Raw genomic sequence first — 25,946 nt, forward strand, 5'->3', positions numbered from 1 at the left:
ACGCCCGATTCGGTCGGACGGGACTCCCCGCCCGGACGGACGGGACACTCGACCTGCACGGACGGGTCTTTCGGCCCGGACGAACGGAGCGGACCGTTCGAGGGGCGCTCGCGACGCTCGCCGGCCGCGACGCCCGACATATTTCGGGTTCAGTAGAAATAGCGAAACGTCACTCCTCGCGGACGGCCGAGGCGATCTCGCCGACCACCTCGGGGTTCCGGAGCGCGCTGATGTCGCCGAACTCCTCGCCCTGGGCGATGTCCTCCAGCAGCCGGCGCATGACCTTTCCGGACCGGGTCTTCGGGAGGTCCGAGGTGAGCACGACCGCGTCGGGGCGAGCGATCTCCCCCACCCGGTCGGCGAGTTCGTCGCCGATCCGCTTCCGGAGGTCCTCGTCGGACGGCGCCTCGCCTCGGGTGGTCGCGTACACGAGGATGCCGGCGTCGGCGGAGCCGACGACCGCCGCCTCGGTGACCCCCTCGACCTCGACGACGGCGGCCTCCAGCTCCGCGACGTTGAGCTGCTGGCTCGAGACGCGGACCACGTCCTCGACCCGGCCGAGGATCGAGACGTAGCCCTCCTCGTCGACCGCGGCGCCGTCGCCGGTCCGGTAGCACCACCCGTCGTCGGTCTCCTCCCAGTACTCCTCGACGTAGCGCTCGTCGCCGCCGCGGAGCCCGGTGCACATCCCCGGCCACGGCTTGCCGACCACGAGGTAGCCCGGCTGGTTCGGCTCGACCGGCTCGTTGCGCTCGTCGACGACGCGGGCGTCGATCCCCGGCAGGGGCGGCCCGACCTTCCCCGGCTTCATGTCGTCGACCCCCGGCAGCGTGGCGACCATGGTGGCGCCCGTCTCCGTCTGCCACCACGTGTCGACGATGGGCACCTCGCCGCCGCCGACGTGTTCGTGGTACCACTCCCACGCGCGCGGCGAGATCGCCTCGCCGACCGTGCCGAGCAGCCGCAGGCTGGAGAGGTCGTGCGCGTCGGGGTACTCCGCGCCCCACGTCATGAACGAGCGGATGGCGGTCGGCGAGGTGTAGAACACGTCGACCGCGTTGCGCTCGATGAGCTCCCAGACGCGGTCGCGGTCGGGGTAGTCGGGCGTGCCCTCGTAGATCAGTGTCGTCGCGCCGAGCGCGAGCGGGCCGTAGACGCCGTAGGAGTGGCCCGTGATCCAGCCGATGTCCGCGGCACACCAGTGGGTGTCCTCGGGCTTGACGTCCAGCACCGCCCGCGTGGACCAGGCGACGTGTGCGAGGTAGCCGCCGGTCGCGTGCTCGACCCCCTTCGGCTGGCCGGTGGTCCCGGAGGTGTACATCACGAACAGCAGGTCCGTCGCGTCCCGGGGAACCGGCTCGACCGTCTCGCCGTCGTGAGCGTCGATGAGGGCCTCGTAGTCGTACTCGTCCGCGCCGAGGTGCGTCGGGAGCTCGTCGCCGAGCCGGTCCACGACCACGGTCGCCTCAAGGTCCTCGTCGAGCCGGAGGCGCGCGTTGTCCGCCTTCCCCTTCTGGTTGAACGCGTCCTCCCGCCGGTAGTAGCCGTCGCAGGTGATCAGGTACCCGGAGTCGGCCGCGTCGAGCCGCGTCGCGAGCGCCTCCGCGGACAGCCCCGCGAAGACGACGTTGTGCGGCGCCCCGAGCCGGGCGCAGGCCAACATCGCGACCGGGAGCTCGGGGATCATCGGCAGGTACAGCGTCACCACGTCGTCCTCCCCGACCCCGCGCTCGCGGAGCGCCGCGGCGAGCGCGTTCACCTCCCGGTGGAGGTCGAGGTAGGTGTAGGTCCGGCGCTCGCCGCGCTTGCCGACCCACTGTATCGCCACCTGGTTCTTCCGGTCGTCGAGGTGTCTGTCGAGGCAGTTGGCGCTCGCGTTCAACTCGCCGCCGGGGAACCACTCGTAGAAGGGCGCGTCCGCGTCGTCGAGCACGCGGTCGTAGGGCGCCTCCCAGTCGAGGATGGCGGCGGCCCGCTCCCAGCAGTCGGGCCACTCGGCGGCGAACCGGTCGTGTATCGCCGAGTCGGCGACGTTTGCCGACGCCACGAACGGCTCGGGCGGTTCGACCCGGCCCTCGCCCGCCGCGGGCGTCCCGCCGGCGCGGTCGTTCATGCTCTCGCTTCCGGGTCGCGGTAACGTATATCTTGCCCGTGATCGGCGCGCATGCTGTCGGTTCCCCGCCGCAGATTCTGCCGGTTTCCTGCCGCAGGTTCTGCTGATTCCCCGCCGCCGTTCCGACGGGGCTCGCCACAGGATCCGTCGAGTTCGCGGCCGTCGACGGCGCGACCGGTCGCGGTCGGGATTCGTGAGCTTTTACGTCCGCGGCCGCGGTTGTGTGGACATGATCCTGTCGGACGCCGACATCCTGCGGCGCCTCGAGGCCGGCGACCTCGAGATCGAGCCCCTCGACGACGTCGACCAGCAGGTCCAGCCCGCGAGCGTGGACCTCCGGCTCGGCGAGGAGTTCCTGGAGTTTCAGCGGACGAACATCCCCTGTATCCATCCCACCGAGGCCGACGAGGTCGGCGACTACGTCACCGAGACGCACGTCCCGAACGGCGAGGACTTCATCCTCCACCCGGGCGACTTCGTGCTCGGCACGACGGCCGAGCGCGTCGCCATCCCGGACGACCTCGTGGCCCACGTCGAGGGGCGCTCCTCGCTCGGCCGGCTCGCGGTCGTGGTCCACGCCACGGCGGGCCTGTGTGACCCCGGCTACGAGGGGCAGATAACCCTCGAACTCTCGAACCTCGGCACCGCGCCGGTCGCGCTCTCGCCCGGGATGCGCGTCTCGCAGCTCACGTTCACGGAGCTCTCGACGCCGGCCGAGCGCCCCTACGGCGAGGAGCGCGGCTCGAAGTACCAGGGACAGAAGGGCCCGCAGGCGTCCCGCATCGGCGACGACCCGGAGTTCGCGGGCGAGGCGGAGGTCCGCGGGACGCCCGCCGACGAGGCGGAGCGACCGGCGGACGACGACGCGCGAGGTGACGGGGCGTGAAGTTCATCGAGGAGGTCATCGTCGAGGAGTTCCTGCCGACGGTGCGGGCGATGCTCGCCGAGGACCTCCGCGACCGCGGCTTCACACAGCACGAGGTCGCGGACGCGCTCGGCATCTCGCAGTCGGCGGTCTCGAAGTACGCGCACGGCGACGTGGCGCGCCACGAGCGCGTGGTCGCGGACGCGCGCGTACAGGACCTCGTCGACCGCGTCGGCGAGGGGCTGGCATCGGGCGACATGAGCCGCGTCGCCGCGCTCGTGGAGATCGAGGTGCTGATCCGGCGGCTGGAGGAGGGCGACCTGCTCGCGGAGCTCCACGAGGCGGCGATGCCCGAACTACGGGACGCGGACGTCGACTTCTCGGTCCACGACCCCGAGAGCGGGCTCCGCGAGCGCGAGCGCGTGCTCGCCTCGGTGCGGCGCGGCCTCCGCACGCTCACGAACGCCTCCGGCTTCGCCGCGCTCATCCCGAACGTCGGCGCCAACGTCGTGGAGTGTCTGCCCGACGCCGAGACGATCGACGACGTGGCCGCGATCCCCGGTCGACTGGTGGACGTGAAGGGACGCGCGATGGTCCCCGGCGAGCCCGAGTTCGGCGTCAGCGAGCACGTCGCGACCGTCCTCCTCGCGGCCCGCGAGGCCGGCAGCGACGCCCGCGGCGCCGTGAACGTCCGCTACGACCCGGAGCTGATCGAAGCGCTGGACGACGCGTACGCGACCGTCGCGTTCGACGCGGAGGCCGACACCGCGGCCGCGGTGCGGGAGGCGGTCGACGCGTACGGAGCCGAGGACGGGGACGACGCGAGCGACGCGCTCGTGCTCTACCAGACCGGCGCGGTCGGCGTCGAGCCCATCGTCTACGTGCTCGCGCCGGACGCGCCCGAGGCGGCGCGGATCGTCCGCGAGCTCTGCTGATCGCGGTCAAAAAATACCGACGCAGCGACCCGATCGGAGACCACTCCGGAACGAACGGTGCCGATACCCTCACCGTGGCGCGCGCGAGGAACGCGCGCGAGGGAGGTCGCGGGGCGGGCGCGCTGCGGTGCGTTGCGGTTCCGCGCCCGCCCCGCGGCCGAGGTTGGGGAGGCGTGAGGCTGCGGTGCGGGGCGGTGGGTGGGGCTGAAAGGGGCAGCCGGCTCGACCCGGCCCCGGCGCCTCAAGCACCGCAGCGGGCGGTGCTGAGAGCGAGGAGCGCAGAGCGTGCCGCGGCCGGTCGAGCCGGCTGGGGCTTTCTGGGTGGTTCCGTCCCGATCAGCAGTGCTGCGACAGAAATAGAAGATGAGTCGTACAGAGAGCCGGCTGGGGCTTTCTGGGTGGTTCCGTCCCGATCAGCAGTGCTGCGACAGAAATAGAAGATGAGTCGTACAGAGAGCCGGCTGGGGCTTTCTGGACGGTGCTGTCCAGCACAGCAGGATCTATCCCAGAGCCGGATGCGTAGTAGCGAACGCGGACTGAGGCTTTCGGAGCGGTCGAGACACGTCGGACAAGTGCCCGCCCACTGTACGACCCGACTTCCTACGACCCGACTTCCCAGCGATCGACCGTCGAACACGCCCGCGGAACGCGTTTTTTGCAGTCGTTCGCTCAGTCGTCCGCGGGCGCGGGCGACCGCGAGGAGAGCGCCACGTCGCCGGCGTCGACCTCCAACTCGTCCAGCGCGGCCTGCGCGCCCGCCTTTCCGGAGACGAGCATCGCGCCGAAGGTCGGGCCCATCCGCGGGAGGCCGTAGGCGGTCGCGACCGCCATCCCCGTCGCGACCACGCCGTCGTGGACGACGCCGGTGTGCTCGACGACCGCGTCCTCGCTCTCGCCGACCCACATGGAGTCGTGGCCGGGCGAGTCGTGGCCGGGCGCGCCGTACTGGCCGTCCTCGGTGGCGTCCATGCCGGTGTTGTGCTCCTTCGCGTGCTGGATGCCGGGCGCTTCGAGGACCCCGCGTTCATCGAGCTTGCTGATCACGACCGAGTCGTGGCCCGTCGAGTCGACGACGAGGTCCGACTCCACGGCGATGGGGTCGACGCAGGTTATCTCCCGCGGGAGCGCGTGGACCGGCGTCCAGTTCATCACGATGCCGCCGACGCGGTGGTTCTCGCGGACGACCACGTCGGTGAACTCGGTCATGTTCTGGATCTTCGCGCCCGCGTCGCAGGCGGCCTTGATCAGCGCCGAGCAGGCCTCCGGCCCGTTCGCGACGAACAGCCCCTCGGTCTCCTCGACCGGCTCGTAGTCGACGCCGAGGTCGTCGAGGATCTCCTGTGCGGGGTCGCGGACGGTCACCTTGTTCATCAGGAACCCGCCGAGCCAGAAGCCGCCGCCGAGGTAGTTGTTCTTCTCGACGACCATCGTCTTCACGCCGCGCTCGGCCAGCTCCTTGGCCGTCATCAGCCCCGAGGGACCGCCACCGACGACGATCACGTCGGACTCGGAGAAGTCGAGGAACTCCTCGCTCCACTGTTCGCCGATCGCGCGAGTGACTGCCGCCTCGTCCGCGTCGCTGAAGCCGTCGAACTCGAACATACAACCAAGTAGTATTCTCGGGTTGTATTATTCCTTGTGGTTCCACCGGCTCCGAGAGCGGTCGGGACTCCCGGTGTGCTTGTCGGAGGATCGCGGTCCTGGGTGCTTTTGTCAGTAGGTCGTGGACCCCGGCGCTTTTGCCGGCCGGCCGCGCACTACCCGTCGATGGTTCTCGGACTCTCGCCGTCCTCGCCGCTCGGACACGTCCTCCTGATCCTCCTTGCGAGCGGCGCGGTCTGGGTCGGCAGCGACTGGCTGGAGTCGTCCGCGGAGCACCTCTCGGCGCACTACGGGCTGCCCGCCGTCGTGCAGGGGTCGATCGTCGTCGCGGTCGGCTCCAGCTTCCCGGAGCTCGCGAGCGTCGTCGTCGCCGCGCTCGGCGGGAGCTTCGACCTGGGCGTGGGGGCGGTCGTCGGCTCCGCCATCTTCAACATCCTCGTGGTGCCGGGCGTCGCGGGGCTCGCGACCGACGACGCGCTCGACGCCAACCGCACGCTGGTGTACAAGGAGGCGCAGTTCTACATGGTCGCTGTCGCGGCGCTCATCGTCACGTTCGCGTTCGCGGTCATCTACGAACCGATCCCCGAGGGCCCGCCGCTGGGCGGGTCGATCACGCGCGAACTCGCGGTCGTCCCGCTGTGTCTGTACGGGCTCTACCTCTTCATCCAGTGGCAGGACGTGAGCGACCACGAGGCCGGGGAGCCGCCGGCGGGGATCGCCGTCGGCCGCGAGTGGCTCACGCTCGCGGCGGGGCTGGCGGTCATCCTGATCGCCGTCGAGGCGCTCGTCGGGAGCGTCGAGGCGCTGAGCGTCACGTTCTCGGTCCCCTCGTTCCTCGCGGGCGTGACGATCCTCGCGGCCGCGACGAGCCTCCCGGACACGCTCGTCAGCGTCCGGGCCGCCCGGAGCGGCAAGGCCGTCACCAGTCTCGGCAACGTGCTCGGGTCGAACACCTTCGACCTGCTGGTGGCGGTCCCGCTCGGCGTGCTCATCGTCGGCGCCGCGCCGGTCGACCTCGCGGTCGCGGTGCCGATGCTGGCCGTGCTGACGCTGGCGACGGTGCTTCTGTTCACCGTGTTGCGGACCGACCTGTCGCTGTCGGGCGGCGAGTCGTGGGCGCTGATCGGCGCCTACGGACTGTTCGTCGCGTGGGTGGTCGCGGAGACCGTCGGCGCGACGAACACGATACCGGGGGTCTAGAAGAACGCGGGACCGCGGTCGGCTCGCCGAGCGTTACATGTAGCCGAGGTCGCGCAGGCGCTCCATCAGGTCCTCCTTGTCCTGGGCGCGGCCGGCGCGCTCGGTCGTGTTCTCGAGGTCCTGAAGCCACGCGGGCTCCTCCTCGGTCTTCTCGGTGGAGACCTCGCTGCCGAGCGAGCGGAACCCGGCGAAGTACTTCGGCGAGATGGGCACGTCTTCCTGGTCGACGCCCTCGGGGAGGTCCGCGGCGGACTCGGGGACGTAGCCGTCCTCGGGGAACGCCTCGACGGTGTCCGGGACGACGTAGTTCCAGAAGACGTCCCACACGTCCGCCTCCGCGAACTGCAGGATGGGCTGGATGCGGTCGTGGGGCGGGAACAGGTCGGGGTCGTGCCGCGGCGAGAAGAACGTCTCGTCGGCGCGGGCCTCCTGTTCGTCCCAGCGGACGCCGGAGATGACGCCGTCGATGTCGTACTCCTCAAGGGCGTCGTTGAGCGCCACCGTCTTCAGGAGGTGGTTGCCGACGTAGGTGTCGAGCAGGAACGGGAAGGTGTCCTCCTCGTACTCGAGGATGTTCCGGACGTGGTGCTGGTTGTGCTCGGAGAGGGCGTCGACGGGGATGTCGTCGCCCGGTTCGAGGCCGTGCTCGTCCACGTACGCGCCCACGTCGTCGTTGCGGGCGTACACGAGGTCGATGTCCCACTCGTCGGCCCAGCGCTCGACGAAGTCGGTGATGTCGTCGAAGTGCTGGAAGTGGTCGATGAACACGGCGGTCGGCTTCTCGTAGCCGAACTCCTCGGCCACCTGGTTGATGAAGTAGAGCGTGAGCGTCGAGTCCTTCCCGCCGGTCCACATGACGGCGGGGTTCTCGTACTGCTCGAGCCCCTCGCGGGTCACCTCGATCGCCTTCTCGATCTTGTGCTGGAGTGACGGGTAGTCCGCGGGGGTCTCCCCCTCGCCGTCGGTGTAGTCGACGTCGACGTACGCCGGGAAGTCGTCGCTCATGTGGCTCCGAGAAACCGCGCGACGTTGATAGCTTTTCTGTCTCGCGCCGAGCACGCCGGTATCCCGGAGCGGGGCCGCAACGGAAAGGGTTTCAAGCGCCGCGAGCGGACTCCGGCCCATATGGGACTGTTCGACCGGCTGCGCGGCGACGACGAGGGACGCGTGGTCTTCCTCGGCATCGACGGCGTACCGTACGAGCTCGTTCAGGAGCACCCGGACGTGTTCGAGAACCTGACCGCCATCGCCGAGGCGGGAACCGGCGACCGGCTGGAGAGCATCGTCCCCCCCGAGTCGAGCGCCTGCTGGCCCTCGCTGACGACGGGCGTGAACCCGGGCGCAACCGGCGTCTACGGCTTCCAGGACCGCGAGGTCGGCTCCGACGAGACGTACGTCCCGATGGGCAAGCACGTCCGCGCGACGCGCCTGTGGGACCGGGTCACCGACGCCGGCCGCGACGCGACGGTCATGAACGTCCCCGTCACGTTCCCGCCCTCCTCGCGGGTCCAGCGGATGGTCTCCGGCTTCCTCTCGCCGTCGCTGGACGCGGCCGCGAGCGACGACGACCTGAAGGAGACGCTCTCCGGGTTCGACTACCGGATCGACGTGAACGCGAAGCTCGGCCACGAGGCGGACAAGACCGAGTTCGTCGAGAACGCACACGCCACGCTCGACGCGCGCCACGAGGCGTTCACCCACTACCTCGAGGCGGACGACTGGGACCTGTTCTTCGGCGTCTACATGAGCACCGACCGCGTCAACCACTTCCTGTTCGGTGACTACGTCGACGACGGCCCCCACGCCGACGACTTCCTCGCCTTCTACGACACGCTCGACGACTACATCGGCGAGATTCGTGACTCGCTCGACGAGGACACCGAACTCGTGGTCGCCTCGGACCACGGCTTCACCGAGCTCCACCACGAGGTGAACTGCAACGAGTGGCTCGCCGAGGAGGGGTGGCTCTCCTACGAGGACGACGATCACGACTCGCTCGCGGACGTACACGAGGAGTCGCGCGCCTACTCGCTGATCCCGGGTCGGTTCTACGTCAACCTGGAAGGCCGCGAGGCGAACGGCTCCGTCCCCGAGTCGGAGTACGAGGCGGTCCGCGACGAGCTGATCGCCGACCTGGAGGAGCTGACCGGCCCGGACGGCCGGCAGGTCTGCAAGCGCATCGTGAAGGGCGAGGAAGTGTTCGACGGCGCGGGCGACGACATCGCGCCCGACGTGGTCGTCGTCCCCGCGGACGGCTTCGACCTCAAGTCCGCCTTCTCGGAGAAGGAGGCCGTCTTCACGACCGGACCGCGCAACGGGATGCACAAGTTCGAGAACGCCGTCCTCTACTCGACCGCGGATCTGGACGCCGACGGCGCGAACCTCTACGACCTGACGCCGACGATCCTCGACCTGCTGGACGTCGACGCAGAGGGCGCGACCTTCGACGGCGAGAGCCTGCTCGCGGACTGACGACTGGACGGCTTTTTCAGTCGGGACCCCGACGCCGGATCCATGACGCGTTTCTCGCCCGGCGATTACCTCCACCGGGCCAGACGGCAGGTCCTGACCGACCTCCGCGAGGACGCCTACCTCCCCTACGTCCTGCTGCTCGCGGCCGGACTCTGCACCTTCTGGATCTGGCACCGCGTCCCGAACTTCGCCACGCGCGACGAGAAGAGCCGCATCCTCGACGTGCTGGTGGCGTACGGTCGGGTCATCGACGAGCCCAGCCTCGCCTCGCTGCGGGAGGGCGTCGCCTGGAGCCGCGTCCCCTTCGGCGCGACGTTCCACCTGTACGCGCTCGTGCTGCTGCCCGTGGTGCTCGCGGCCGCGCTGCTCGGCGAGTGGGAGGCGTTCGCCGCGCTCGGGTTCCCGGCGTGGGAGTTCGGCTTCTACGGCGCGTGGCAGACGCTGCCCGAATGGGTCTGGACCGCCTCCATCCTGTTGGTCCGGCTGACCAACGTCGCGTTCGCGCTCGGGTGCGTCTACCTCACCTACCGGATCGGCGCGGCCGCGTACGACCGCACGACCGGCGACCTCGCCGCCCTCCTCCTGACGCTCACGTTCGGCTTCCTCACCATCGCCCACGAGGGCGGCGAGGACATGCCGGCGCTGTTCTTCGTCCTGCTGGCGCTGTACCTCGGGCTGCGCTACGTGCAGACGGACGACGGCGGACTGTTCGTGCTCGCGGGCGCGGCCGGCGGGGTCGCCATCGCCTTCAAGCTCACCGCGGCGCCGGTCGTGCTCGTCGTCGGCGCCGCGTACGTCCTCCGGGCGCGGCGGGTCCGCGAGGAGGCCCGCCAGGGCGCCGCGGGCGACACCGACGGACCGACCGCCGGCCCGCGTGCGGCGCTGTGGCGGCCGAAGCTGTTCCTCGGAGCCGCGTTCGCGGGCTTTCTCGGCATCGTCCTCGGGTTTCCGACGGCGCTGGTCGGCGAGGTCGGTGAGGTCGTCACCCGGATCTTCGGCGGCTCGACCGCGCGGGCGACCCACACGACCGGCCCCGACGCCCCGATCTGGTGGTGGTTCCTCCGCGGCTACTTCAGCGGGCTCTCGCTCCCGCTGTTCGCCGCGGGGCTCGTGGGGACCCTCGCGAGCGTCGCCTCGCTCCGACGCCGCGACGCCGGCGTCGACGGCACCGCGCTGGTGTTGACCGCCCTGTTCGCGTACCTGCTGCTGTTCTCGGCGTGGCACGACTTCCGGGTCCACCACCTGCTGCCGACGTTCCCCCTGATCGCGCTCGTGGTCGGCGAGCGACTGCTCGCGCTCAGGGAGTCCCGGCCCGCGGTCGTCCGACCCCTCATCGCGGCGCTGCTGATCACGAGCGGCGCGTACGCCGCGGTCGGCGTCGGCGGCTACGCGGACATGCCCCGCGACAACGCGGAGGCGTGGCTGGAGGCGGAGGCCGGTCCGAACGACGCGATCGAGGTGTACCGCGTCGACTTCCAGGACACCGCGGTCCCGTACGACGCCCGCGTCAACCACGTCGCGCAGCCGGGCGACGCGGAGATGGTCCACTGCCCCGAGTACGTGCAGGTGGGCTACCGCGACCTGCTGTACCTGAAGGAGGACTCCTACTACCGAACCGGCCCGATCCAGCGGTGGTTCATCGAGGACCTGGTCCACGAGGAGACGAACTACGAGATCGTCGCCGAGTTCGGCCCCCGACCGCCGGAGTTCGTCCCCCAGCGCGCGACGCCCGGCTCCGTGACGGACCTTCTCCCCTACGGCGTCGTCCCGCAGACGGACCAGTACGCCGACGAGCAGGAGCTCCGCCCGAACCAGTACACCCTGATCCTGGAACGGACCGGCGAGTGCGAGGCGGACCGCGACCCGCCGTTCTGACCGGCGCTGATGAGCGGTCCGGGCGACGCTGCGGACGTTTCTGTCGACGCTCTGTACGGCGTTTCTGGAACTGCTGTCGATCCTGCTGATCGAGACGGTACCACCCGGAAAGACCCAGCCGGCTCTCCGTACGACGCGTTTTTTGTTTCTGTCGCAGATCCTGCTGCTCCTGACAGCAACACCCAGAAAGCCCCAGCCTGCTCGACCGGCCGCGGCACGCTCTGCGCTCCTCGCTCTCCGCACCGCCCGCTGCGGTGCTTGAGGCGCCGGGGCCGGATCGAGCCGGCTGCCCCTTTCAGTCCCACCCACCGCGACCGCACCGCAGCCTCACGCCTCCCCAACCTCGGCCGCGGGCCGGGCGCGGAACCGTAGCGCGCCCGGCCCGCGACCTCCACCGAAAATCGGAGATTTTCGAGCAGCCGGCGTGCAGTAGCGCGCCGGCGACCTCGCGCGCGTTGCTCGCGCGCGCCGACCGCACGGCCGGCCGAGCGTTTTTCGCGGATGGGGCAGAACTCCCGCCGTGAGTGCAGCCTGATCGTCCCGGCCGCGGCGCATCGCCCCGCCGGTTGTCCCGTGCCCAGCGCGCGTGGGGTTGCCAGCGCGCTACCGCACGCTGGCTGCTCGGAAATCTCCGATTTCCGGTGGAACCCGCCCGCGGTCGGAGCAGCGCGGAAGCCGCGAGCGCGGTCGAGGGCGTTCAGCGTGTGCACGATGAGCGCAGCAGTACGCTCGACCGGTGAGGAAAAAGCGACGTACAGCGCCGTCTTCTCTACGACCGCCGGTTGGTCGGCTCGCGGGGCAGGTCCAGCGACTCGGTCAGGTCGTGCTCCTCGCCGGTGAGGATGTAGAGCACGTCCTCCAGGACGACCACGAGCTCGGGCAGCTCTCGGGCGACGAGGTAGGTGATCCCGACCAGCGCGACGACCGCGAGCAGCTGGCTGATGATCCGGTCGGAGACGAAGAAGGACACCCGGTAGGGGTCCGAGGCGCCGAACATCGCCAACACGAGCTCGGGGTACCAGTGCATGTACTGGTTGCCCGCGACGACCGTGATGAACGTCGTGCGGAGGATGTTCAGCACGTAGATGATCGGCAGCGACACCGCGAGCGCGCGGAGCTTGCGGTTCAGGGGCGCGCTCACCGCGCCCACGAGCCCGCCGAAGATGGCCATGCTCCCGATGCCGGTACACGCCAGCACGACGGAGATGCGGACGACGTGCCCGTCCGGAAGCACCCACCTGAAGGCGGCGTCGTACCCCTCGGTGCTGGTCACGCGCTCGGGGTCGTAGCCGAGCAGGTCGATCAGGAAGCCGGTCTGGTCGGCGACGATCTCGATGAGCACCTGCCGCGGCGCGGGCAGCGTCGCGCCCGCGACCGTGACCGCGGGGATCGTCTCGAACGGCAGGTAGATGAACAGCATCAGCCCGACCGCGCGGGTGAGCACGAACAGCGAGCTGCGGCCGCGGTACAGCAACAGGCCCGCGTACGCACACGCGGGCGCGCCGACGAGCGCGAGGATGCTCTCGACGTAGCTCTGGTGCTCGAACGCGAAGTAGGGGACCATGTACAGCCAGAAGAGGCCGAACAGTCCCCACGCCGCGGCCGCCAGATCGCGGCCGCGGTCGCTCCCGCGATAGTCCAAAAGCGCCGCGATCCCGAACAGGACCGCGACGATCCACGCGAACGTGAACGTGTCCGGAACCGCGGTGAAGACCGCCTCCGTGACGCCGCTCTGCATCACGCGAATCGAGGGCCGGCGCGCGTAAAGCCCTTATCGTTGCGTGCGTCGGAGGCGCTCAGTAGCGAAGGGGCCACGGGCTCGGGCCACCCGCTACCAACGCCTCCGTTTCAGTGCGGGACTTCAATAGTGGGTCGTGTGCCGGTCCAACGACCGGTTCCGAGGAGACGGAGCGCTCGAACGGAGCGGTTCGGCGGCGAAAGACTGCGATCAGCTATTTCGATCGATCCACACACAGAACGCATCGAAGTCGAGTGCCCCACACTGGTCCGCAATGTTCCGAAGTGTCCCGGTTCGGATCTCGCCGGTCTCGGGGTGTCCGTACCGGAGCTTGCAGTGGCTCCCCGTTCGGTCCACCGGACGGTATCCGTTGTCGATGAGGACGGCAGCGACCTCTTGTCCCGTGAACTGCCGCCGAGTCATTCCTCGTCCGCGTCGAACCACGGAACGTCCGGAACGCCGGCCTCGTCGGGGACCGACTCGGGGTCGAGACCCCACTCCCGGAGGTCCTCGTCAGTGACCGGCTCGCCGGCCGCACCGGTGTGGAGCGCGACCGCCTCGTCGATCATCTCCAGGGCGTGCTCGCGGGTCTCGCCCTGCGTCGTCACGCCCGTCTCCCGGTCGGTGACGATCCACGCCTCGCCGTCCGCGGAGCGTTCCAGCGTGATGTGGGACGGGGGGGACGGTTTCTCGCCGTCATCGCCCGTGTCGGTGCTCATGGCTCTCGATAGTTCGTTCCCGGGCAAAAGGGTTCGGGCGCGACCGCGGGCGCGCGCCGCGCTGAGGTACGTAGCGCTGAAAATTGGCTGCAAGCGTTCGCCTTCGCAGGGGATCAGCGTATCGCCTTCGCAGGGGATCAGCGTATCTAAACACTCCCGGATCGGCCACCATCGCGCTCGGTGTCAGTCGTCCGCGGTGTAGGCGCCGCTCCGATGTTCGATCCGATGCACTTCCAGAACACCGCCCTCGCGGTTCAGCGTACAGGCGAGCCGGTACTGCCCCACGCGCAGTTTCGAGAACGGACCGCCCGTCAGTGGCTCCAAGAACTCCGAAGGCTCGCGCCACGGTGACGACACGATCTCGTCGAGTTTGCTGACGAGTCGATCCTGTACGTGCGCGTCGAGGGTCGCGAACTGGTCGGCAGCGCGGGGCGAGAACGATCAGGTCCAGTCACCATCACTCGCCCTCCAGGCTACTCGTCGTCCTCGTTTCGGTCCATCAGTTCGACGACCTCCTCACGAGTGACGAGTTCCGCGCCGGAGCGCAGCTCGTGCTCACTGGTCGCGATGGACTTCCATCCCTCCCGGGAGAACTCGGGGTGTTTCACCGCGTCCCGGGCGACGTATCGGAGGAACTCGCTGCGCGAGTTGAACCCCTCCTCGCGCCACGTCGCGTCGATGTCCTCGAGGAACGCCTCGCTCAGCCGGAGGTTGATCTGTACCATCTCGGGCCCGCTGCCGTCGCCACCGCCTGATTCGGCGTTCGACATATGCTCATGCTTTACGTGCGTGTATGCATAAGCGTTCGTCCGCGGTGGCTTCCGGGCGATGGGGACCGCGAAATCCGGCACGAACCGGTGTCGCGCGCAGGTGACGGCTCAGTAGTACCGCGTGCGCTTCGTTCCGATTCTCGGTTCAGGGCGGGTTCTCTGCCGTATTCAGCTCCGCGAGCGACCCCGTTTCGTACGCTCGACGCCAGAGCTGCAGGACTGCACGGGCGACGAGTACCGGTTCCTCGACGGTGATACACGAGGCGACAGCAGTCTCCGAGTCCGCGTCCGGTGGCTCGTGGAAATGCTTCTCGGGAGAATGCGGGTTCGGGTGACGGTCGAACCGCCAGTTGATCGCTTCGTCGACGTAGTGAAACCGATACGCGCCGCCCGCGTACCACGTCACGTCCAGTCGTGCGGTGTCGGCACCGTCGAAGCCGTCTACGAACCGCACCTGCAGTTCGCGAGGCGAAATCGGGTCGTCGAAGGAAACGTCGTCGACGAGTGGGTCCCGAGCGAAACACCGGTCACGAATCAGCTCCATCGCGCCGTAATCGGGGCCGCCGACGGCCGCCGAGAGCTCCGTCGGATCGATTCCGGACGCCATCAGGCCGTCGCGCCGCGGTCGCGGTCGTCAGCGAGCGCACCGCGTGAGTCGCGGTCCTCGTCCGCGTGCGATCCGCGGTCGGTCGGCCTGTCGTCGGGGTCGAAGTCGTACAGCGCCAGCGCGGCTTGTGCGACCGCGAGGTCGCGCTCGAGCGCGCGCCAGTCGCTCACCGCGGTCCATCCGGCCTCGTCGTCGCCCGACAGCCGGAGCGCGAGGTCGTCCGGGCCGGCGGCGTCGTGCCGGTCGGCGTACGCCGCGAGGCGGTCGCGAACGTCGCGGATGCCCGCGGTCAGCTCCTCTCGCGAGAGTCGCTCGTGGAGGTCGCGGACGCGCTCCATCGCGAGGCTCTCCCGTGATCGGACGTACTTCGTCCCGCGACCGGTCGGGACCGCGGTCGCGACGCCGGTGTCGGCCAGCGTCTCGAGGTGCGTCCGAGCGGTCGGCTCGCTCACGCGGGCGCGGTCCGCGAACGCACTCGCGTACGCGGGCTCGGTCGTCGAGCGAAGGACCTCGTGCACGCGCTCGAAGGGCGTCGTCTCCGCGCACCACTCCTCGACGACCGCCTCGTTCACGGACCCGGACCACGGCTCCTCGTGCTCGACCATATCCGTGATCCAAGCTCCAGGAAGAAATATCTACTCCCGAAAACGCATAGTTGTCCCAACCAGGTCCAGATCGCGAGCGTCGCCGCTACGCGGTCGGTGAGCGCGGTGCGAAAAATGGGCTGCAAATCGGGACCGACCCTCGCGGGTCAGTGGTTAGGCGTCCGTGTTAGGGACGGCGGCGAGTCGCGAGCAGCGCGGCGGCGACGAGCGCGACGAGCGCGACGACGGCGCCGAAGCCGGGCGTGTCGTCGGACGTCGTGGTCGTCTCCTCAGGCTCCTCGGTCGTCTCCTCGGTGGTTTCCTCGGTGGTCTCCTCGGTGGTTTCCTCGGTGGTCTCCTCCGTGGTTTCCTCCGTGGTTTCCTCTTCCGTAGTGTCCTCGGAGACGGACTCAACGACGACACCGTCGACGGTCACACGCGGCACGGCGCCGCTAATGCGAGCCTCGAAGGTGTCCTCGGCAGCCTGTTCACTGAAGTCCATCGTGGTGCTCCACGTACGGTCCTCAGCAACAGTCACAGTCTGCGTCTTGACGAAGCGCGGCTCAGTATCCTCCGTCGCGCTTGCGCGGACGGTGATCTCGGAGCCAGGCGCGACGGTCGTCGTGCCCGTGATCTGCTGGTCGGAGGCAGCCTCGACCTCGACGGGGTCGCTATCGAAGCTACCCTCGCGGTCGTTCAGCGTGAAGGTTCCAGTAACGGCTTCCTGGTCCTCTTCGTCCGGAGCCGTGTCGCGGTCGTCCAGACCGAGCAGGGCGGAGTCGTTCACCGTGAAGGTGGCGTCGAAGGACGCACCGTCACGCATGTTGAGATCGCTCGAACTGATGCCCTGGTCCGTGGTACTGCTTCCACGGTCCCACTGGGCATTATTCGTGTTCAGAACCAGGTAGTAGCTGTCGTTCTCACTGTCGGCGATAACCGAGATGGCGTTCTCCGACTGCGAGAGGTTCAGCGTGATCGGCTGGCGGTTCTGACGCGGGTTGTTCTGCTCGATTGCGAGCTCGAAGTTGTCGTTGTCAACCGCAGCGAGGAAGTCCTCAGTGACAACACCGCTCTCTTCAGCGCCAAGGGCGCCGGCAAGACCGGTCGCGTCGATCTGGTGAACCACGAGGTCCTCCTTCGCAACGTCGGAGGTCTCTGTGAGGTCACCCTCTTCGACGGCCGTCGTGATGTCCTCAAGCTCCTCGTAGTCACCCGCGGTGCCCTTCGGGGCAGTCCAGATAGTCATGCCGTCCGTGGACCGCTCGGACAACGTGACCAGCATGACATCGTCCGAATTGTCGATGACATCGGAGTAGTCGTTGTTACTTCCTGCAAGCACGTAGGTGTCGTAGTCACCAGCACTGATGAGACCGGAGATCTCGACATCGCCGTGCTCGTTCTGGGAAGTTACCTCGTCGTCATCGTGAACAGCAGTGAGCAGATCGTCACCAGTGCCATCGCCCGCCTTGTACGTGTTGAAGCGGAGCGTCACTTCACCGTCGTCGTTGCCGTCCTCGACGGTGGCGTTGTACTGGTAGCCGTCCTCCTCAAGGTTGCCAAGGACAACCTGTGCCGTGTCGGAAGCACCAGTAACTTCGATAGTGTACTCAACGTAGTCACCGCGTTCCTCAGTCACCGTGTTCTGCGCGAAGGATGTCTCGCCTTCCGAGACTTCCTCAACAGTGATGGAGTTCGAATCTTCCGCAGTCGTGTCGATCACGGTATATTCGAGGTCGTAGTCCGCAGCCTCGATACCGGAGAAGTTCGTCGTGTACGTACTGCCACCCGAGACGCCCTCGATCGTGACACGGTCGTTCTCAGTGTCGTTGGACACCGTCAGACCCGTGTCGTCGAAGATCATCTCGAGTTCCTCAGCGGAGAGGTCACCGTCGGCCTCAGTCACGTTGACGGTGAACTCGCCACGGTTGGACTCCAGATCAAGGTCGACCTCGGAGCCGCTGCCCTCGTTGTCGACCGTGTCCGAGCCGAAGTCAGCAGTCAGATCCTGCACGACGATGTCGAAGTCGTCGCTCGCCTCCGCAGCGTCAGGATCACGGACCTGGAAGACTGCCTCGTTACGGTTCGCGGAGTTGAAAACCACGACACCGTTGCCGTCACTCGTTCGCTGGACGCGGGTCGAGTAGCTGTCCGTCCCCGTACGCTCACGGAGCTGGATCTGACGGTTCTCAGTGACGTTGTAGACCGCGAACGACTGGCCCTGCCAGACGATCTCGTCACCGATTTCCGTGTAGTCGTAGGCAGCGTCAACGCCGTACTGGTTGGCGATGTCCTCGTCGGACTCGCTACCGTCCAGAGTCTGGCCGATTGCGAGTTCGAGCGTCGCACTATCGTCGGCACCGCTTGCCAGACCAGTTGCAGCACTGGATTCACCAGTATTCAGAGCGACATCAACATCGTACGTACCGTCGCTCTGATGGTTGGTGATCATGTCACCAGCACTGTTAGCGTCACCAGGGTCGGCGTTGTCGTTGAGCGTCACCTCGATGTTCGATGCACTCGACCCGTTGAGATCGTACTCATCGGTGAGAGTGATCAGAATGGCATTGTCCTGAGCATCAACGTCGAAATCGGTGATCTCTGAACCGTCAACGAATACAGAGACATCGTTGGAAGAGATCGACGTATCGACGTTTGGCTCAGCACTTCCAGCGGAGTAATCGACGTAAATGTCAGAGACATTCCCGTCGGTTAGTACCTGGGAACTGTTGTTAATGCCGAACGTAACATTGTGCTGTGCGTCTGCGCCTGCATCGTTGGGTGTAGCAACGATGCTGCTGGAAGAGTCTTCGATCTGCCATGCTGCAGCACCGCCCGCGAAAGAGAGCGGGACTGCGAACACGGACAGAACCATAATCGCAGCCAGGAACACTGCGCGTCCCTTCGTGCGATAGTTTGTGTTTTCGCTTGTCATGTTTAGTTAGTTGTTGCATCCGGCGACAGGACCTTTCTCCCAACCTTGACCGAACGCCCGCCATCGGCACCAACATCGTCGTCGCGTTCCGGCCGGACTCGGTCAGGGATACTCGCTGCTGCCACCATGGGTAGGGGTACGGACGGAACAAACGCACCTCGTTATAAATACTTTGTGTTGAATGACCTATCGTGTGACGCCTTCACACGCCCGAATCCGGGGGGTAGAGCCGTTTCGGCGGGATTTCCCATAAGTACTTTGTGGCCCGTCCGACGCGTGGCCGACTGAAGACGGCGCGAATCAGGCAGCTCGGGGGTGAGAATCGCGGCCGCGGGCTGGGACGCGGGCGTCGCGGCGCCGGACGCGGTCGCGGGGATGTGCGGCAGCCTCCCGGACATCGGCGTCGCGGACCTCGCGTGTTTGCGGACAGGGATTCAGCTCGCGCGATCCCGGACGGCGTCAGCGGCGTCCGCTACTGCGGAGCGGACTGCGGAGGGGCCGACACACGTCTAGACGCTCGCGCACGCGAGCGACGCGTCCGCGAAGAGTCATCGGCATGACTCCGCGAGTTCGAGGAACGGACGCGACGCATCGCTCCGAGACGGTCGCCGAACGGCTTCCCTTCCCACGGAGCGACCCGACCGATACGTCGACCGATTCGGCGTGAAACGGGACGACGATGAACGCCGAGGAACGTGACGAGCTGGTCGCGGACAACGCCCGCGAACGTCGAGCGTTCGTCATCTCCTGGGCCGCGTCCGTCCGGACCCACGACGACGCGGAGTGGTCACGCCAGGGGAACGTCCTCATCGACTCGCAGCTGCAGTCCGCCCGCGAGACGGAGCTCTCTCCCGAGGAGTACGCCGCCCGCGAGCGCTCGACTCGAGGCTCGCGGTCGGGCGAGGAGTGACGACCGCGGTCGCGACCGCCGAAAGCGGACTCCTCAGGGCGGGAGATAGCGGTCGTACACGTTCCGGCGATGCCCCACCGCTTCGACAATGAGACGATCGTTCGACCGGTCCCAGGTGATGATCGCCCGGTAGTCCCCGGCCCGGAGTTTGTAGTAGGGGTAGCCCGCGAGTGGTTCGAGACGGTGGTCGGTCCACTCGGTCGCCTCGTCGACCTTGTTCATCACGCGGTCGGCGACCTGTTGGTCGTGTTTTTCGAGGTGCTCGACCGCCTGCTCCGTGTACTCGACCCGCGTCAGTCCTCGTCCGCGAGCCCGAGTCGCTCCCGCACCTCGTCCGCGTCGTGCGTCGCGCCGCGTTCGACCTGCTCGCGGCTCCGCTCCAAGTCGTCGAGCGTCTCCTCCGAGAGCCGCGTCGACGGCTCCACCCAACTGCGAAGGGCGTCGCGGATCGCCTCCGACTTCGAGGAATACCCGCGCCGCTCCCACTCCTCATCGATCCGAGCCAGAAGCCCCTCCGGCACTCGGACGTTGATCTTCTCCATTCGGTTGTCCCCCGCGTCCGTGTCGGTGCTCATGGGCTGTGATACAACGGTGATACACAAAAGAATTCCTCTCAACGGTCCAACCACGGTCACGGTCGTGTCAAGGGAACGTTCGTACGCACTCGGGGATCCAGTCCGCCCGCGAGACGGCGCTTTCTCCGAGGAGTACGCCGCCCACGAGCGCGCGACGCGAGTTCCGGTTTCCGTCGAGGACTGACGACCGCGACAGCCGACTCCGATGAGACGCTATCCCTCAGCGGTCGGTTCGACCCGGTCGACGATCCCGTCGAAGTCGTCGTCGAAGCTCACGACCGCGTCCGCGTCGCCGCGCTCGCAGTGCGCGATCAGGTTCGCGTCGGTGAAACTCAGGTCGTGATCCCGATAGCGCTCGAACGCCTCGACAGTCCGGTCGAAGGCCGGCGGATCCGAGATCAGGAGCTCGACGACATCGGGAAACCGCCCCGCACCGCGGATCCGGTCCCCGACCGTCTTCGCCGCATCGAACGACCCCGTCCGCGACCGCGTCAGCGTGACCGTCTCGTCGTACACGTACTCGGTCGCGTACACGCGCCCGTACGCGCCATCAAGCAGTTCGTCCATCATCGCGACCGCGGCGTCGTGTCGGGCGGCGTCACGGTCGTGATGCGCGTAGAACACGCCCGTGTCGACGAGGACGCTCACCCGTACAGCTCCTCGTCGATGTCCGACTCCCGCGTCCGCTTCCCCGAGGCGATCTGGCCGTCGTGAAACGCCTCGCGCTCCGCCGCGGACGCGTCCGGCTCGGACTCGCGGAACGAGTCGATCAGCTCCGCCCGCGAATCGTACGCCTCCCCGACGATACGCGCGAGCAACTCCTGTTGCGTGACACGAACGCCGGCCTCCAGACGGATTTCCGCCTGCAGCTCCTCCAACCGGGACTTCGTCGACTCGTCCATCTTGACGGACGTGCTCATAACGGTAGAACGTTCTACTGAGTCATAAATCCTCCAACCGGCCCTGTGACCCGTCGGACCATCGAGCATGGTCACACGGAGTCGACGGACGCGACCGTGCCCTCCTCGGACCGGACCGCCAGACCGGACCACCTCCCTCGGCGTTTATTCCGAACCGGGCACAGCATGATCGTAGCGTCCGAGCGTCGAAACCGCTCGGTCGCATACGACCATGGCTACGCAACCGAACCCGCCGTCGCCCGACAGCGACGGTCCGACAGCCGCGCATCGTCCGTCGATCACCACGCTCGCCGCAGCGAGGGCGCGCCGCCTCGCGGCCGCGTTCCTCGAGGGCCCCGTCTTCGTCGCGCTCGTCGCCGTCGTGGAGACGCTGGTCGCCACCGCGCTGCTGGGCGTCCCGCTCTCGCCCGCGCCCGCGGTGGTGGGCCTCGTCGCCTTCGCGGTGTACGCCACCGACCACGTTGCCGACGCCGAGGCCGACGCCGCCTCCACGCCCGCGCGGGCCGCCGCCGCCCGCAGACACGCCGACCTGTTCACGGCCGCGGCCGCGCTCGCGTACGGGCTCGCCGTCGCCGTCGCGCTGTTCGGCGGCCCGCTCGCGCTCGCGATCACCCTCCTGCCCGGCGTCTGCTGGGTCTGTTACGCCTCCGACTGGCTGCCGACGGTCGGAGACGCGCTCCCGGGCGTCGCCGAGCGCGTCCCCCGGCTGAAGGACGTGCTCCTCGTCAACTCGCTCGTCGTCGCGCTCGCGTGGGCGACCGCGCTCACCCTCCTCCCGCTGGCGTTCGCCGCGCCCGCGGTCGAGGGATCCCCGACTTTCGCCGGTCTCGGCACCGCGGTCGCGCCCGTCGCGGCGGTCGTCTTCGCCTACTTCCTCCTGCGCTCGTTCGTCGACGTGGAGGTGCCCAACGTCCGCGACGTGCGCGCCGACCGCGAGGCGGGCGTCGCCACCCTGCCGACCGCGCTGGGCGTCCGCCGCACGCGCCGAACGCTGTACCTCGTCGACGGGACCGTCGTCGCGCTGATCGCGGCCGCCGGAGCCGCGGACCTGCTCGCCCCGGTCCACGTCGCCGCGCTGCTCGCGGGCGTGACCGTCTCGCTCGCGACCACCGGGCTCGTCGGCCGCGTCAGGGAACGCCGCCTCCTCGGAGTCGCCCCCGAGTGCAGCTACCTCGTGGCCGCGGCCGCGCTCCTCCTGCTCGGCTGAGCGGCGGCGGCAGGAGCGGCGACGGCAGCGGTGGCGGTCGACCGCCGGGGAAGGAACGGCCGCCCCCTGACTTCGATCCGCGGCCGCGAAAGAACACGCCGCTCGTCTGGTACGTTTTTCTCGGTGACAAGAGAATTAAACCCCTTCGCGACGAGGGGACGGATGTCGTGTTTCCGATCGCACCGCTCCGGGCCGTCGTGACGGTCGCCGTGATCGTCGGCGTGGCCGCTGCCATCGTCGCGTGGCGCGAGCGGCCGGAGCCCGGAGCGGCCCCGCTGGCCGTGCTGCTTTCGGGGCAGGCGTGGTGGGCCGTGTTCCTGGTCTTCGAGCTCCAGGCGGAGACGCTCGCCGCGAAGGCCTTCTGGTACGACGTGCAGTGGGTCGGCGTCGTCGCCATCCCGGTGGCGTGGCTGGTGTTCGCGCTGGAGTACACCGGTCGCGACCGCCTCGTCACGCGGAAGACCGTGGCCGCGCTCTGTGTCGTCCCGGCGGTCACCGTGCTGCTCGCCGCGAGCGGCGACCCCTACGGCCTCCTCCTCCGTGACCGGTGGATCGAGTCGACCGCGTTCGGCGACTTCGTCGGCACCGCACCCGGCGTCTGGTACTACGTCACGGCCGGGTACACCTACCTGCTGGGACTGTTCGGCACGATCCCCCTGCTGCAGCTCGTCCGCGACGAAGCGCGGGCGTTCAAGGCGCAAAGCGCCGCGCTCATCGTCGGCACGCTGGCGCCGTGGACGACGAACGCCCTCCACCTGGTGGGCGCCGCCCCGGACGCGCTGGCGGGGTTCGACCCGACGCCGCTCAGCTTCGCGGTCACGGGCGTCGCGTACCTCGGCGCGCTCACGCGCTTCCGGCTGCTCCGGACGAGCCCCTCCGCGATGCCGCGCGCGCGTCGCTACGTCTTCGACCAGGTCCACGAGGCGGCCGTGGTGATCGACAACCACGGCTACGTCGTCGACTACAACCGGGACGCGGAAACGGCGCTGGGGCTCGACCCGACCGACGCGCTCGGCCGCCCCGCGGCCGCGGTGGTCCCGGCCTACGACCGCTTACCGGAGGCGGACGACGACACCGAGCGACTCACCATCGAGGGGACCGACGGCTGGCGCCCCTACGACGTGACCGTGACGCCGCTTTCCGACTCGCGGAACCGGCAGGTGGGACGCGTCGTCACCTATCACGACGTGGGCGCCTACCTCCGGCAGCAGCAGCGGCTCGACGTGTTGGACCGCGTGCTCAGACACAACATCCGGACGGAGACGAACCTCATCCACGGCTACGCGAGCGTGGTCGGGGAAGACCCAGAACACGCCGAATCCGCCGGGGTGATCCAGGAGAGCGCGAGCCGGATCCTCCAGCTCAGCGAGCGGACGCGGTCGATCGCGTCGATGTTCTCCGAGGAGGCCGACCCCCTCGATCCGACGCCGGTCGGGCCGCTGCTCGCGAACGCGACCGATCGGACCCGGGACCGGTACCCCGACGCGACGGTCGAACTCGGCCCGACCCCGGAGGGCGTCCACGTCGCCGCCTCGCTCGACGTGGTCGTCGAGCAACTGCTGACAAACGCGATCAGCCACAACGACGAGCCGAACCCGACCGCGTGGGTGACGACCGCGGTCGTCGACGGCTGGGTCCACGTTGCGGTCGCGGACGACGGTCCGGGGATCGACGCGGAGGAGTGGGCCGTCATCGACCGGGGGCGCGAGTCGCCCCTCGAACACGGGAGCGGTCTCGGCCTCTGGCTGGTGAAGTGGGGCACCGACCTGGCGGGCGGCCGCATGGAGATGGCGGACCGCCCGGGCGGCGACGGCGCGGTCGTCACCGTCGAGGTCCCGACGCTTCCCGGGCCGACGGACGACGAGGACGGCGGAGACGGTCAAGACAGCGAGGACGGCGACAGCGACGAGACTGCGGAGGCCGGCACCCCCGACCAGTCGGACGGCTGATCCCCGTCCGTCGGCGTGCGGCGCATGCCGAGCGTGCACGCGAACCGCCGAGCCCCTTTCAGCGGCCGCGACCGGGGCTGGGGAGGTACGAGGACGCGGTGCGGTCGAGCCGGCTAGGTCGTTCCGGGTGGTGCCGTCCAGCGTAGCAGGATCTGCCACGGACCCGGTTCTGTCTGCGGGAGAGCCAGCGGGTGCGTTCTGGACGGCACTCTCCCGAGCAACGGACACGACAGCAGACAGAAAGCCGATCCGGGAACTCGTCCGACCGAACCCCGTGGCCCGTCCTGACGCCCGATATCGCGCTCAGTCGCGCGTCAGGATCTCGATCTCGTGGCCGTCCTGGTCCTTCGTGAACGCGTAGTTGTGGTCACAGGACTCGGGGTCGCGGTAGTCCGCCGCCTCGCGGGTCATCAGGTCGTCCCACGCCTCCTCGAGGTCGTCGACGCGGACGCAGAGGTGGCCCCACGCGTCGCCCATCGTGTACTCGCGGCCGTCGTAGTTGTAGGTGAGCTCCACCGTCATCGCCTCCTCGGGCGCGTCCGGGGGCGCCATGAAGTAGTTCGAGAAGGTGTCCGCCTCCCAGCGACCGGCGTGCTCGTACTCGAACTTGCGGGTCCAGAAACCGAGCGCCTCGTCGGCGTCCTCGACGCGGATCATCGTGTGGTCGAGGCTCCACTTCACGCCGTGGTCGCGCTTGACGATCTCGATCTCGTGACCGTCGGGGTCCTTCACGAACGCGTAGCGGTTGTCGCACGACTCGGGGTCGCGGTAGTCGTCGACGCCGTTGGCCATCAGCTCGTCGTAGGCGTCCTGTAGGCCGTCCTCGGGGACGCGGACGGCGATGTGGCCCCACGCGTCGCCCAGCTCGTAGGAGTGGTCGCCGTGGTTGTAGGTGAGTTCCAGCAGCGCGCCGTCCTCGTGGACGTCCTCGGGGCCGAGGTAGACGTTGGTGAACGTGTCCGCCTCCCAGCGGCCCTTCTCCTCGTAGCCGAAGTTGGTCTGGTACCACTCGAGGCTCTCCTCTAAGTCCTCCACGCGGATCATCACGTGGTCGAGAATGCCGCTCATACGGGCCACGATTCGGCGCTCGGGTCGAAAAGCGTACCGGACCCGGAAGCGGCCGCGGGCGTAACGATGAAGACGCGGCCGCGTCACCGGCACACGAGACACGCCCCCGGGAATGACGACCTATCCACTCATCGAGGCCCCGCGGAGCGGCAAGCGGGTCCGGTATCTCGAAACGCCCGACGCCACCGGCGAGGACGCCGCCACGTTCGAGATGTGGCTGGCCCCGCCCCCCGAGTCGCACGGCCCGATGCGGCACGTCCACCCGGAGCAGGACGAGACGCTCGAGGTCCGGACCGGCCGCCTCGGCGTCTGGCACGACGGCGAGACGCGACGGCTCTCCCCCGGCGAGCGGGCGACGATCCCGGCCGGAGACCCCCACCGGTTCTGGAACGCGGGCGAGGGCGAACTCCACATGGTCGGGTCGGTCGCGCCGGCGCTGGCCACGGAGCCGTTCATGTACGTCACCTACGGGCTCGCGGCCGACCATCCGGCGACGCCTTCGGGGATGCCGCTCAACCCGCTCCGACTCGCGCCGGTCCTCGAAACGTACGACGACCTGCTCTACCTCGCACGCGCTCCCGTCCCGATCCAGAAACGCGCGATCCGGGCGACCGCACGGATCGGCCGCCTCGCCGGCTACCCGACCGATTACCCCGAGTACATCCCGCCGTCCCGCCGTGACGACCTTCTGACGGAGTGACTCGGAAGCGGCGGCGGACGGTGGCGGACGGCGGCGGGAGGCGGCGGGCGGTGGCGGACCGTGGCGAGCGGTGGCGAACGGTGGCGGACGGCGACGGGCGGCGACGGGCGGCGGCGGACCGTGGCGGACTGCGGCCGCGGCCGACTCCCCGAAACACGCGCGACCGTGTGCGAACGACACGCGAACGTTGCGGAGAGGGCTGCCG

24 protein-coding genes and 1 pseudogene are annotated in these 25,946 nt (G+C 68.7%); 9 read left to right on the forward strand and 16 right to left on the reverse strand.

Annotation, left to right across the window (positions count from 1 at the left end; genetic code table 11):
- Window positions 1–169: 169 nt before the first annotated feature.
- A complete protein-coding gene (gene acs / locus ACQE3L_RS13715; RefSeq protein WP_426964435.1) occupies window positions 170–2,113 on the reverse strand; it encodes an acetate--CoA ligase in 1,944 nt (647 codons plus the stop codon).
- Between the two features lie 229 nt (window positions 2,114–2,342).
- Here acs and dcd point away from each other — a divergent pair, with 229 nt between their 5' ends.
- Entirely contained in the window at window positions 2,343–2,999 is a 657-nt protein-coding gene (gene dcd / locus ACQE3L_RS13720) for a dCTP deaminase (RefSeq protein ID WP_426964436.1), read from the forward strand.
- On the forward strand, window positions 2,996–3,913 hold the full coding sequence (locus ACQE3L_RS13725) for a thiamine-phosphate synthase family protein (RefSeq protein WP_426964437.1): 918 nt from the start codon (window positions 2,996–2,998) through the stop codon (window positions 3,911–3,913). The genes dcd and ACQE3L_RS13725 overlap by 4 nt, the downstream gene beginning before the upstream one ends.
- Window positions 3,914–4,582: 669 nt before the next feature.
- Here ACQE3L_RS13725 and ACQE3L_RS13730 read toward each other — a convergent pair.
- On the reverse strand, window positions 4,583–5,515 hold the full coding sequence (locus tag ACQE3L_RS13730) for a sulfide-dependent adenosine diphosphate thiazole synthase (RefSeq protein WP_058365606.1): 933 nt from the start codon (window positions 5,513–5,515) through the stop codon (window positions 4,583–4,585).
- Between the two features lie 165 nt (window positions 5,516–5,680).
- On the opposite strand from ACQE3L_RS13730, the gene ACQE3L_RS13735 reads away from it, so the two are divergent.
- On the forward strand, window positions 5,681–6,715 hold the full coding sequence (locus ACQE3L_RS13735; protein ID WP_426964438.1) for a sodium:calcium antiporter: 1,035 nt from the start codon (window positions 5,681–5,683) through the stop codon (window positions 6,713–6,715).
- Between the two features lie 33 nt (window positions 6,716–6,748).
- Here the strand turns inward: ACQE3L_RS13735 and ACQE3L_RS13740 are convergent, their stop codons facing one another.
- Window positions 6,749–7,720 carry a phosphoadenosine phosphosulfate reductase family protein gene (locus tag ACQE3L_RS13740; RefSeq protein ID WP_426964439.1) on the reverse strand — a complete coding sequence of 324 codons (972 nt, stop codon included), beginning with the start codon at window positions 7,718–7,720 and terminating at the stop codon, window positions 6,749–6,751.
- 120 nt (window positions 7,721–7,840) lie between these two features.
- On the opposite strand from ACQE3L_RS13740, the gene ACQE3L_RS13745 reads away from it, so the two are divergent.
- Window positions 7,841–9,187: an alkaline phosphatase family protein gene (locus ACQE3L_RS13745; RefSeq protein WP_426964440.1), complete on the forward strand. Its 1,347-nt coding sequence runs from the start codon at window positions 7,841–7,843 to the stop codon at window positions 9,185–9,187.
- Window positions 9,188–9,229: 42 nt separating this feature from the next.
- On the forward strand, window positions 9,230–11,062 hold the full coding sequence (locus ACQE3L_RS13750) for a glycosyltransferase family 39 protein (RefSeq protein WP_426964441.1): 1,833 nt from the start codon (window positions 9,230–9,232) through the stop codon (window positions 11,060–11,062).
- A 769-nt stretch (window positions 11,063–11,831) separates the two neighbouring features.
- Here ACQE3L_RS13750 and artA read toward each other — a convergent pair.
- From artA to ACQE3L_RS13790, 8 genes and pseudogenes are all read right to left on the reverse strand, one after another.
- Window positions 11,832–12,800: an archaeosortase A gene (gene artA / locus ACQE3L_RS13755; protein WP_426964442.1), complete on the reverse strand. Its 969-nt coding sequence runs from the start codon at window positions 12,798–12,800 to the stop codon at window positions 11,832–11,834.
- Window positions 12,801–13,010: 210 nt separating this feature from the next.
- Window positions 13,011–13,223, reverse strand: coding sequence for a type II toxin-antitoxin system HicA family toxin (locus tag ACQE3L_RS13760; RefSeq protein ID WP_426964443.1), 213 nt, complete (start codon window positions 13,221–13,223; stop codon window positions 13,011–13,013).
- Window positions 13,220–13,519 carry a type II toxin-antitoxin system HicB family antitoxin gene (locus tag ACQE3L_RS13765; protein ID WP_426964444.1) on the reverse strand — a complete coding sequence of 100 codons (300 nt, stop codon included), beginning with the start codon at window positions 13,517–13,519 and terminating at the stop codon, window positions 13,220–13,222. The genes ACQE3L_RS13760 and ACQE3L_RS13765 overlap by 4 nt, the downstream gene beginning before the upstream one ends.
- Before the next feature lie 183 nt (window positions 13,520–13,702).
- Window positions 13,703–13,981, reverse strand: a pseudogene (locus ACQE3L_RS13770) (type II toxin-antitoxin system RelE family toxin); the annotation flags it as partial.
- Between the two features lie 11 nt (window positions 13,982–13,992).
- The gene (locus ACQE3L_RS13775; protein WP_426964445.1) at window positions 13,993–14,289 is read right to left on the reverse strand and encodes a ribbon-helix-helix domain-containing protein; all 297 of its coding nucleotides are present in this window, start codon (window positions 14,287–14,289) and stop codon (window positions 13,993–13,995) included.
- Window positions 14,290–14,434: 145 nt separating this feature from the next.
- Window positions 14,435–14,896 (reverse strand): toxin-antitoxin system TumE family protein, encoded by a 462-nt coding sequence (locus ACQE3L_RS13780; RefSeq protein WP_426964446.1) that lies wholly within the window; start codon window positions 14,894–14,896, stop codon window positions 14,435–14,437.
- Window positions 14,896–15,501, reverse strand: a complete 606-nt coding sequence (locus ACQE3L_RS13785) for a DUF7342 family protein (RefSeq protein WP_426964447.1) — start codon at window positions 15,499–15,501, stop codon at window positions 14,896–14,898. The genes ACQE3L_RS13780 and ACQE3L_RS13785 overlap by 1 nt, the downstream gene beginning before the upstream one ends.
- A gap of 166 nt (window positions 15,502–15,667) precedes the next feature.
- On the reverse strand, window positions 15,668–18,412 hold the full coding sequence (locus ACQE3L_RS13790; RefSeq protein ID WP_426964448.1) for a DUF7827 domain-containing protein: 2,745 nt from the start codon (window positions 18,410–18,412) through the stop codon (window positions 15,668–15,670).
- A gap of 679 nt (window positions 18,413–19,091) precedes the next feature.
- On the opposite strand from ACQE3L_RS13790, the gene ACQE3L_RS13795 reads away from it, so the two are divergent.
- A complete protein-coding gene (locus tag ACQE3L_RS13795) occupies window positions 19,092–19,322 on the forward strand; it encodes a DUF8150 family protein (protein WP_058366417.1) in 231 nt (76 codons plus the stop codon).
- Between the two features lie 33 nt (window positions 19,323–19,355).
- Here ACQE3L_RS13795 and ACQE3L_RS13800 read toward each other — a convergent pair whose 3' ends face one another.
- The 4 genes from ACQE3L_RS13800 to ACQE3L_RS13815 all read right to left on the reverse strand — a co-directional run bounded on the left by ACQE3L_RS13800 (window position 19,356) and on the right by ACQE3L_RS13815 (window position 20,817).
- Window positions 19,356–19,619, reverse strand: a complete 264-nt coding sequence (locus ACQE3L_RS13800) for a type II toxin-antitoxin system RelE family toxin (protein WP_426964535.1) — start codon at window positions 19,617–19,619, stop codon at window positions 19,356–19,358.
- Entirely contained in the window at window positions 19,616–19,897 is a 282-nt protein-coding gene (locus ACQE3L_RS13805) for a ribbon-helix-helix domain-containing protein (RefSeq protein ID WP_058366418.1), read from the reverse strand. The genes ACQE3L_RS13800 and ACQE3L_RS13805 overlap by 4 nt, the downstream gene beginning before the upstream one ends.
- A gap of 213 nt (window positions 19,898–20,110) precedes the next feature.
- A complete protein-coding gene (locus ACQE3L_RS13810) occupies window positions 20,111–20,545 on the reverse strand; it encodes a type II toxin-antitoxin system VapC family toxin (protein ID WP_426964449.1) in 435 nt (144 codons plus the stop codon).
- A complete protein-coding gene (locus ACQE3L_RS13815; protein WP_426964450.1) occupies window positions 20,542–20,817 on the reverse strand; it encodes a hypothetical protein in 276 nt (91 codons plus the stop codon). Before ACQE3L_RS13815 ends, ACQE3L_RS13810 begins: the two co-directional genes overlap by 4 nt.
- Window positions 20,818–21,028: 211 nt before the next feature.
- On the opposite strand from ACQE3L_RS13815, the gene ACQE3L_RS13820 reads away from it, so the two are divergent.
- On the forward strand, window positions 21,029–22,024 hold the full coding sequence (locus ACQE3L_RS13820) for a UbiA family prenyltransferase (RefSeq protein WP_426964451.1): 996 nt from the start codon (window positions 21,029–21,031) through the stop codon (window positions 22,022–22,024).
- A gap of 167 nt (window positions 22,025–22,191) precedes the next feature.
- On the forward strand, window positions 22,192–23,973 hold the full coding sequence (locus ACQE3L_RS13825) for a histidine kinase N-terminal 7TM domain-containing protein (protein ID WP_426964452.1): 1,782 nt from the start codon (window positions 22,192–22,194) through the stop codon (window positions 23,971–23,973).
- A 303-nt stretch (window positions 23,974–24,276) separates the two neighbouring features.
- On the opposite strand, the gene ACQE3L_RS13830 is transcribed toward ACQE3L_RS13825, so the two are convergent.
- Window positions 24,277–25,041: a VOC family protein gene (locus ACQE3L_RS13830; RefSeq protein WP_426964453.1), complete on the reverse strand. Its 765-nt coding sequence runs from the start codon at window positions 25,039–25,041 to the stop codon at window positions 24,277–24,279.
- Between the two features lie 112 nt (window positions 25,042–25,153).
- Between ACQE3L_RS13830 and ACQE3L_RS13835 the strand changes: the two genes are divergently transcribed.
- Window positions 25,154–25,741, forward strand: coding sequence for a cupin domain-containing protein (locus ACQE3L_RS13835; protein ID WP_426964454.1), 588 nt, complete (start codon window positions 25,154–25,156; stop codon window positions 25,739–25,741).
- Window positions 25,742–25,946 lie beyond the last annotated feature (205 nt).

The sequence above is a fragment of the Haloparvum alkalitolerans genome, assembly GCF_050122995.1.
Classification (GTDB): Archaea; Halobacteriota; Halobacteria; order Halobacteriales; family Haloferacaceae; genus Haloparvum; species Haloparvum alkalitolerans.

Bases quoted from the DNA above. Each gene is read 5' to 3' on its own strand.
- acs (WP_426964435.1), bottom strand. From the start codon at position 2,113: ATGAACGACCGCGCCGGCGGGACGCCCGCGGCGGGCGAGGGCCGGGTC.
- dcd (WP_426964436.1), top strand. From the start codon at position 2,343: ATGATCCTGTCGGACGCCGACATCCTGCGGCGCCTCGAGGCCGGCGAC.
- ACQE3L_RS13730 (WP_058365606.1), bottom strand. From the start codon at position 5,515: ATGTTCGAGTTCGACGGCTTCAGCGACGCGGACGAGGCGGCAGTCACT.
- ACQE3L_RS13735 (WP_426964438.1), top strand. From the start codon at position 5,681: ATGGTTCTCGGACTCTCGCCGTCCTCGCCGCTCGGACACGTCCTCCTG.
- ACQE3L_RS13740 (WP_426964439.1), bottom strand. From the start codon at position 7,720: ATGAGCGACGACTTCCCGGCGTACGTCGACGTCGACTACACCGACGGC.
- ACQE3L_RS13745 (WP_426964440.1), top strand. From the start codon at position 7,841: ATGGGACTGTTCGACCGGCTGCGCGGCGACGACGAGGGACGCGTGGTC.
- ACQE3L_RS13750 (WP_426964441.1), top strand. From the start codon at position 9,230: ATGACGCGTTTCTCGCCCGGCGATTACCTCCACCGGGCCAGACGGCAG.
- artA (WP_426964442.1), bottom strand. From the start codon at position 12,800: ATGCAGAGCGGCGTCACGGAGGCGGTCTTCACCGCGGTTCCGGACACG.
- ACQE3L_RS13760 (WP_426964443.1), bottom strand. From the start codon at position 13,223: ATGACTCGGCGGCAGTTCACGGGACAAGAGGTCGCTGCCGTCCTCATC.
- ACQE3L_RS13765 (WP_426964444.1), bottom strand. From the start codon at position 13,519: ATGAGCACCGACACGGGCGATGACGGCGAGAAACCGTCCCCCCCGTCC.
- ACQE3L_RS13775 (WP_426964445.1), bottom strand. From the start codon at position 14,289: ATGTCGAACGCCGAATCAGGCGGTGGCGACGGCAGCGGGCCCGAGATG.
- ACQE3L_RS13780 (WP_426964446.1), bottom strand. From the start codon at position 14,896: ATGGCGTCCGGAATCGATCCGACGGAGCTCTCGGCGGCCGTCGGCGGC.
- ACQE3L_RS13785 (WP_426964447.1), bottom strand. From the start codon at position 15,501: ATGGTCGAGCACGAGGAGCCGTGGTCCGGGTCCGTGAACGAGGCGGTC.
- ACQE3L_RS13790 (WP_426964448.1), bottom strand. From the start codon at position 18,412: ATGACAAGCGAAAACACAAACTATCGCACGAAGGGACGCGCAGTGTTC.
- ACQE3L_RS13795 (WP_058366417.1), top strand. From the start codon at position 19,092: ATGAACGCCGAGGAACGTGACGAGCTGGTCGCGGACAACGCCCGCGAA.
- ACQE3L_RS13805 (WP_058366418.1), bottom strand. From the start codon at position 19,897: ATGAGCACCGACACGGACGCGGGGGACAACCGAATGGAGAAGATCAAC.
- ACQE3L_RS13815 (WP_426964450.1), bottom strand. From the start codon at position 20,817: ATGAGCACGTCCGTCAAGATGGACGAGTCGACGAAGTCCCGGTTGGAG.
- ACQE3L_RS13820 (WP_426964451.1), top strand. From the start codon at position 21,029: ATGGCTACGCAACCGAACCCGCCGTCGCCCGACAGCGACGGTCCGACA.
- ACQE3L_RS13830 (WP_426964453.1), bottom strand. From the start codon at position 25,041: ATGAGCGGCATTCTCGACCACGTGATGATCCGCGTGGAGGACTTAGAG.
- ACQE3L_RS13835 (WP_426964454.1), top strand. From the start codon at position 25,154: ATGACGACCTATCCACTCATCGAGGCCCCGCGGAGCGGCAAGCGGGTC.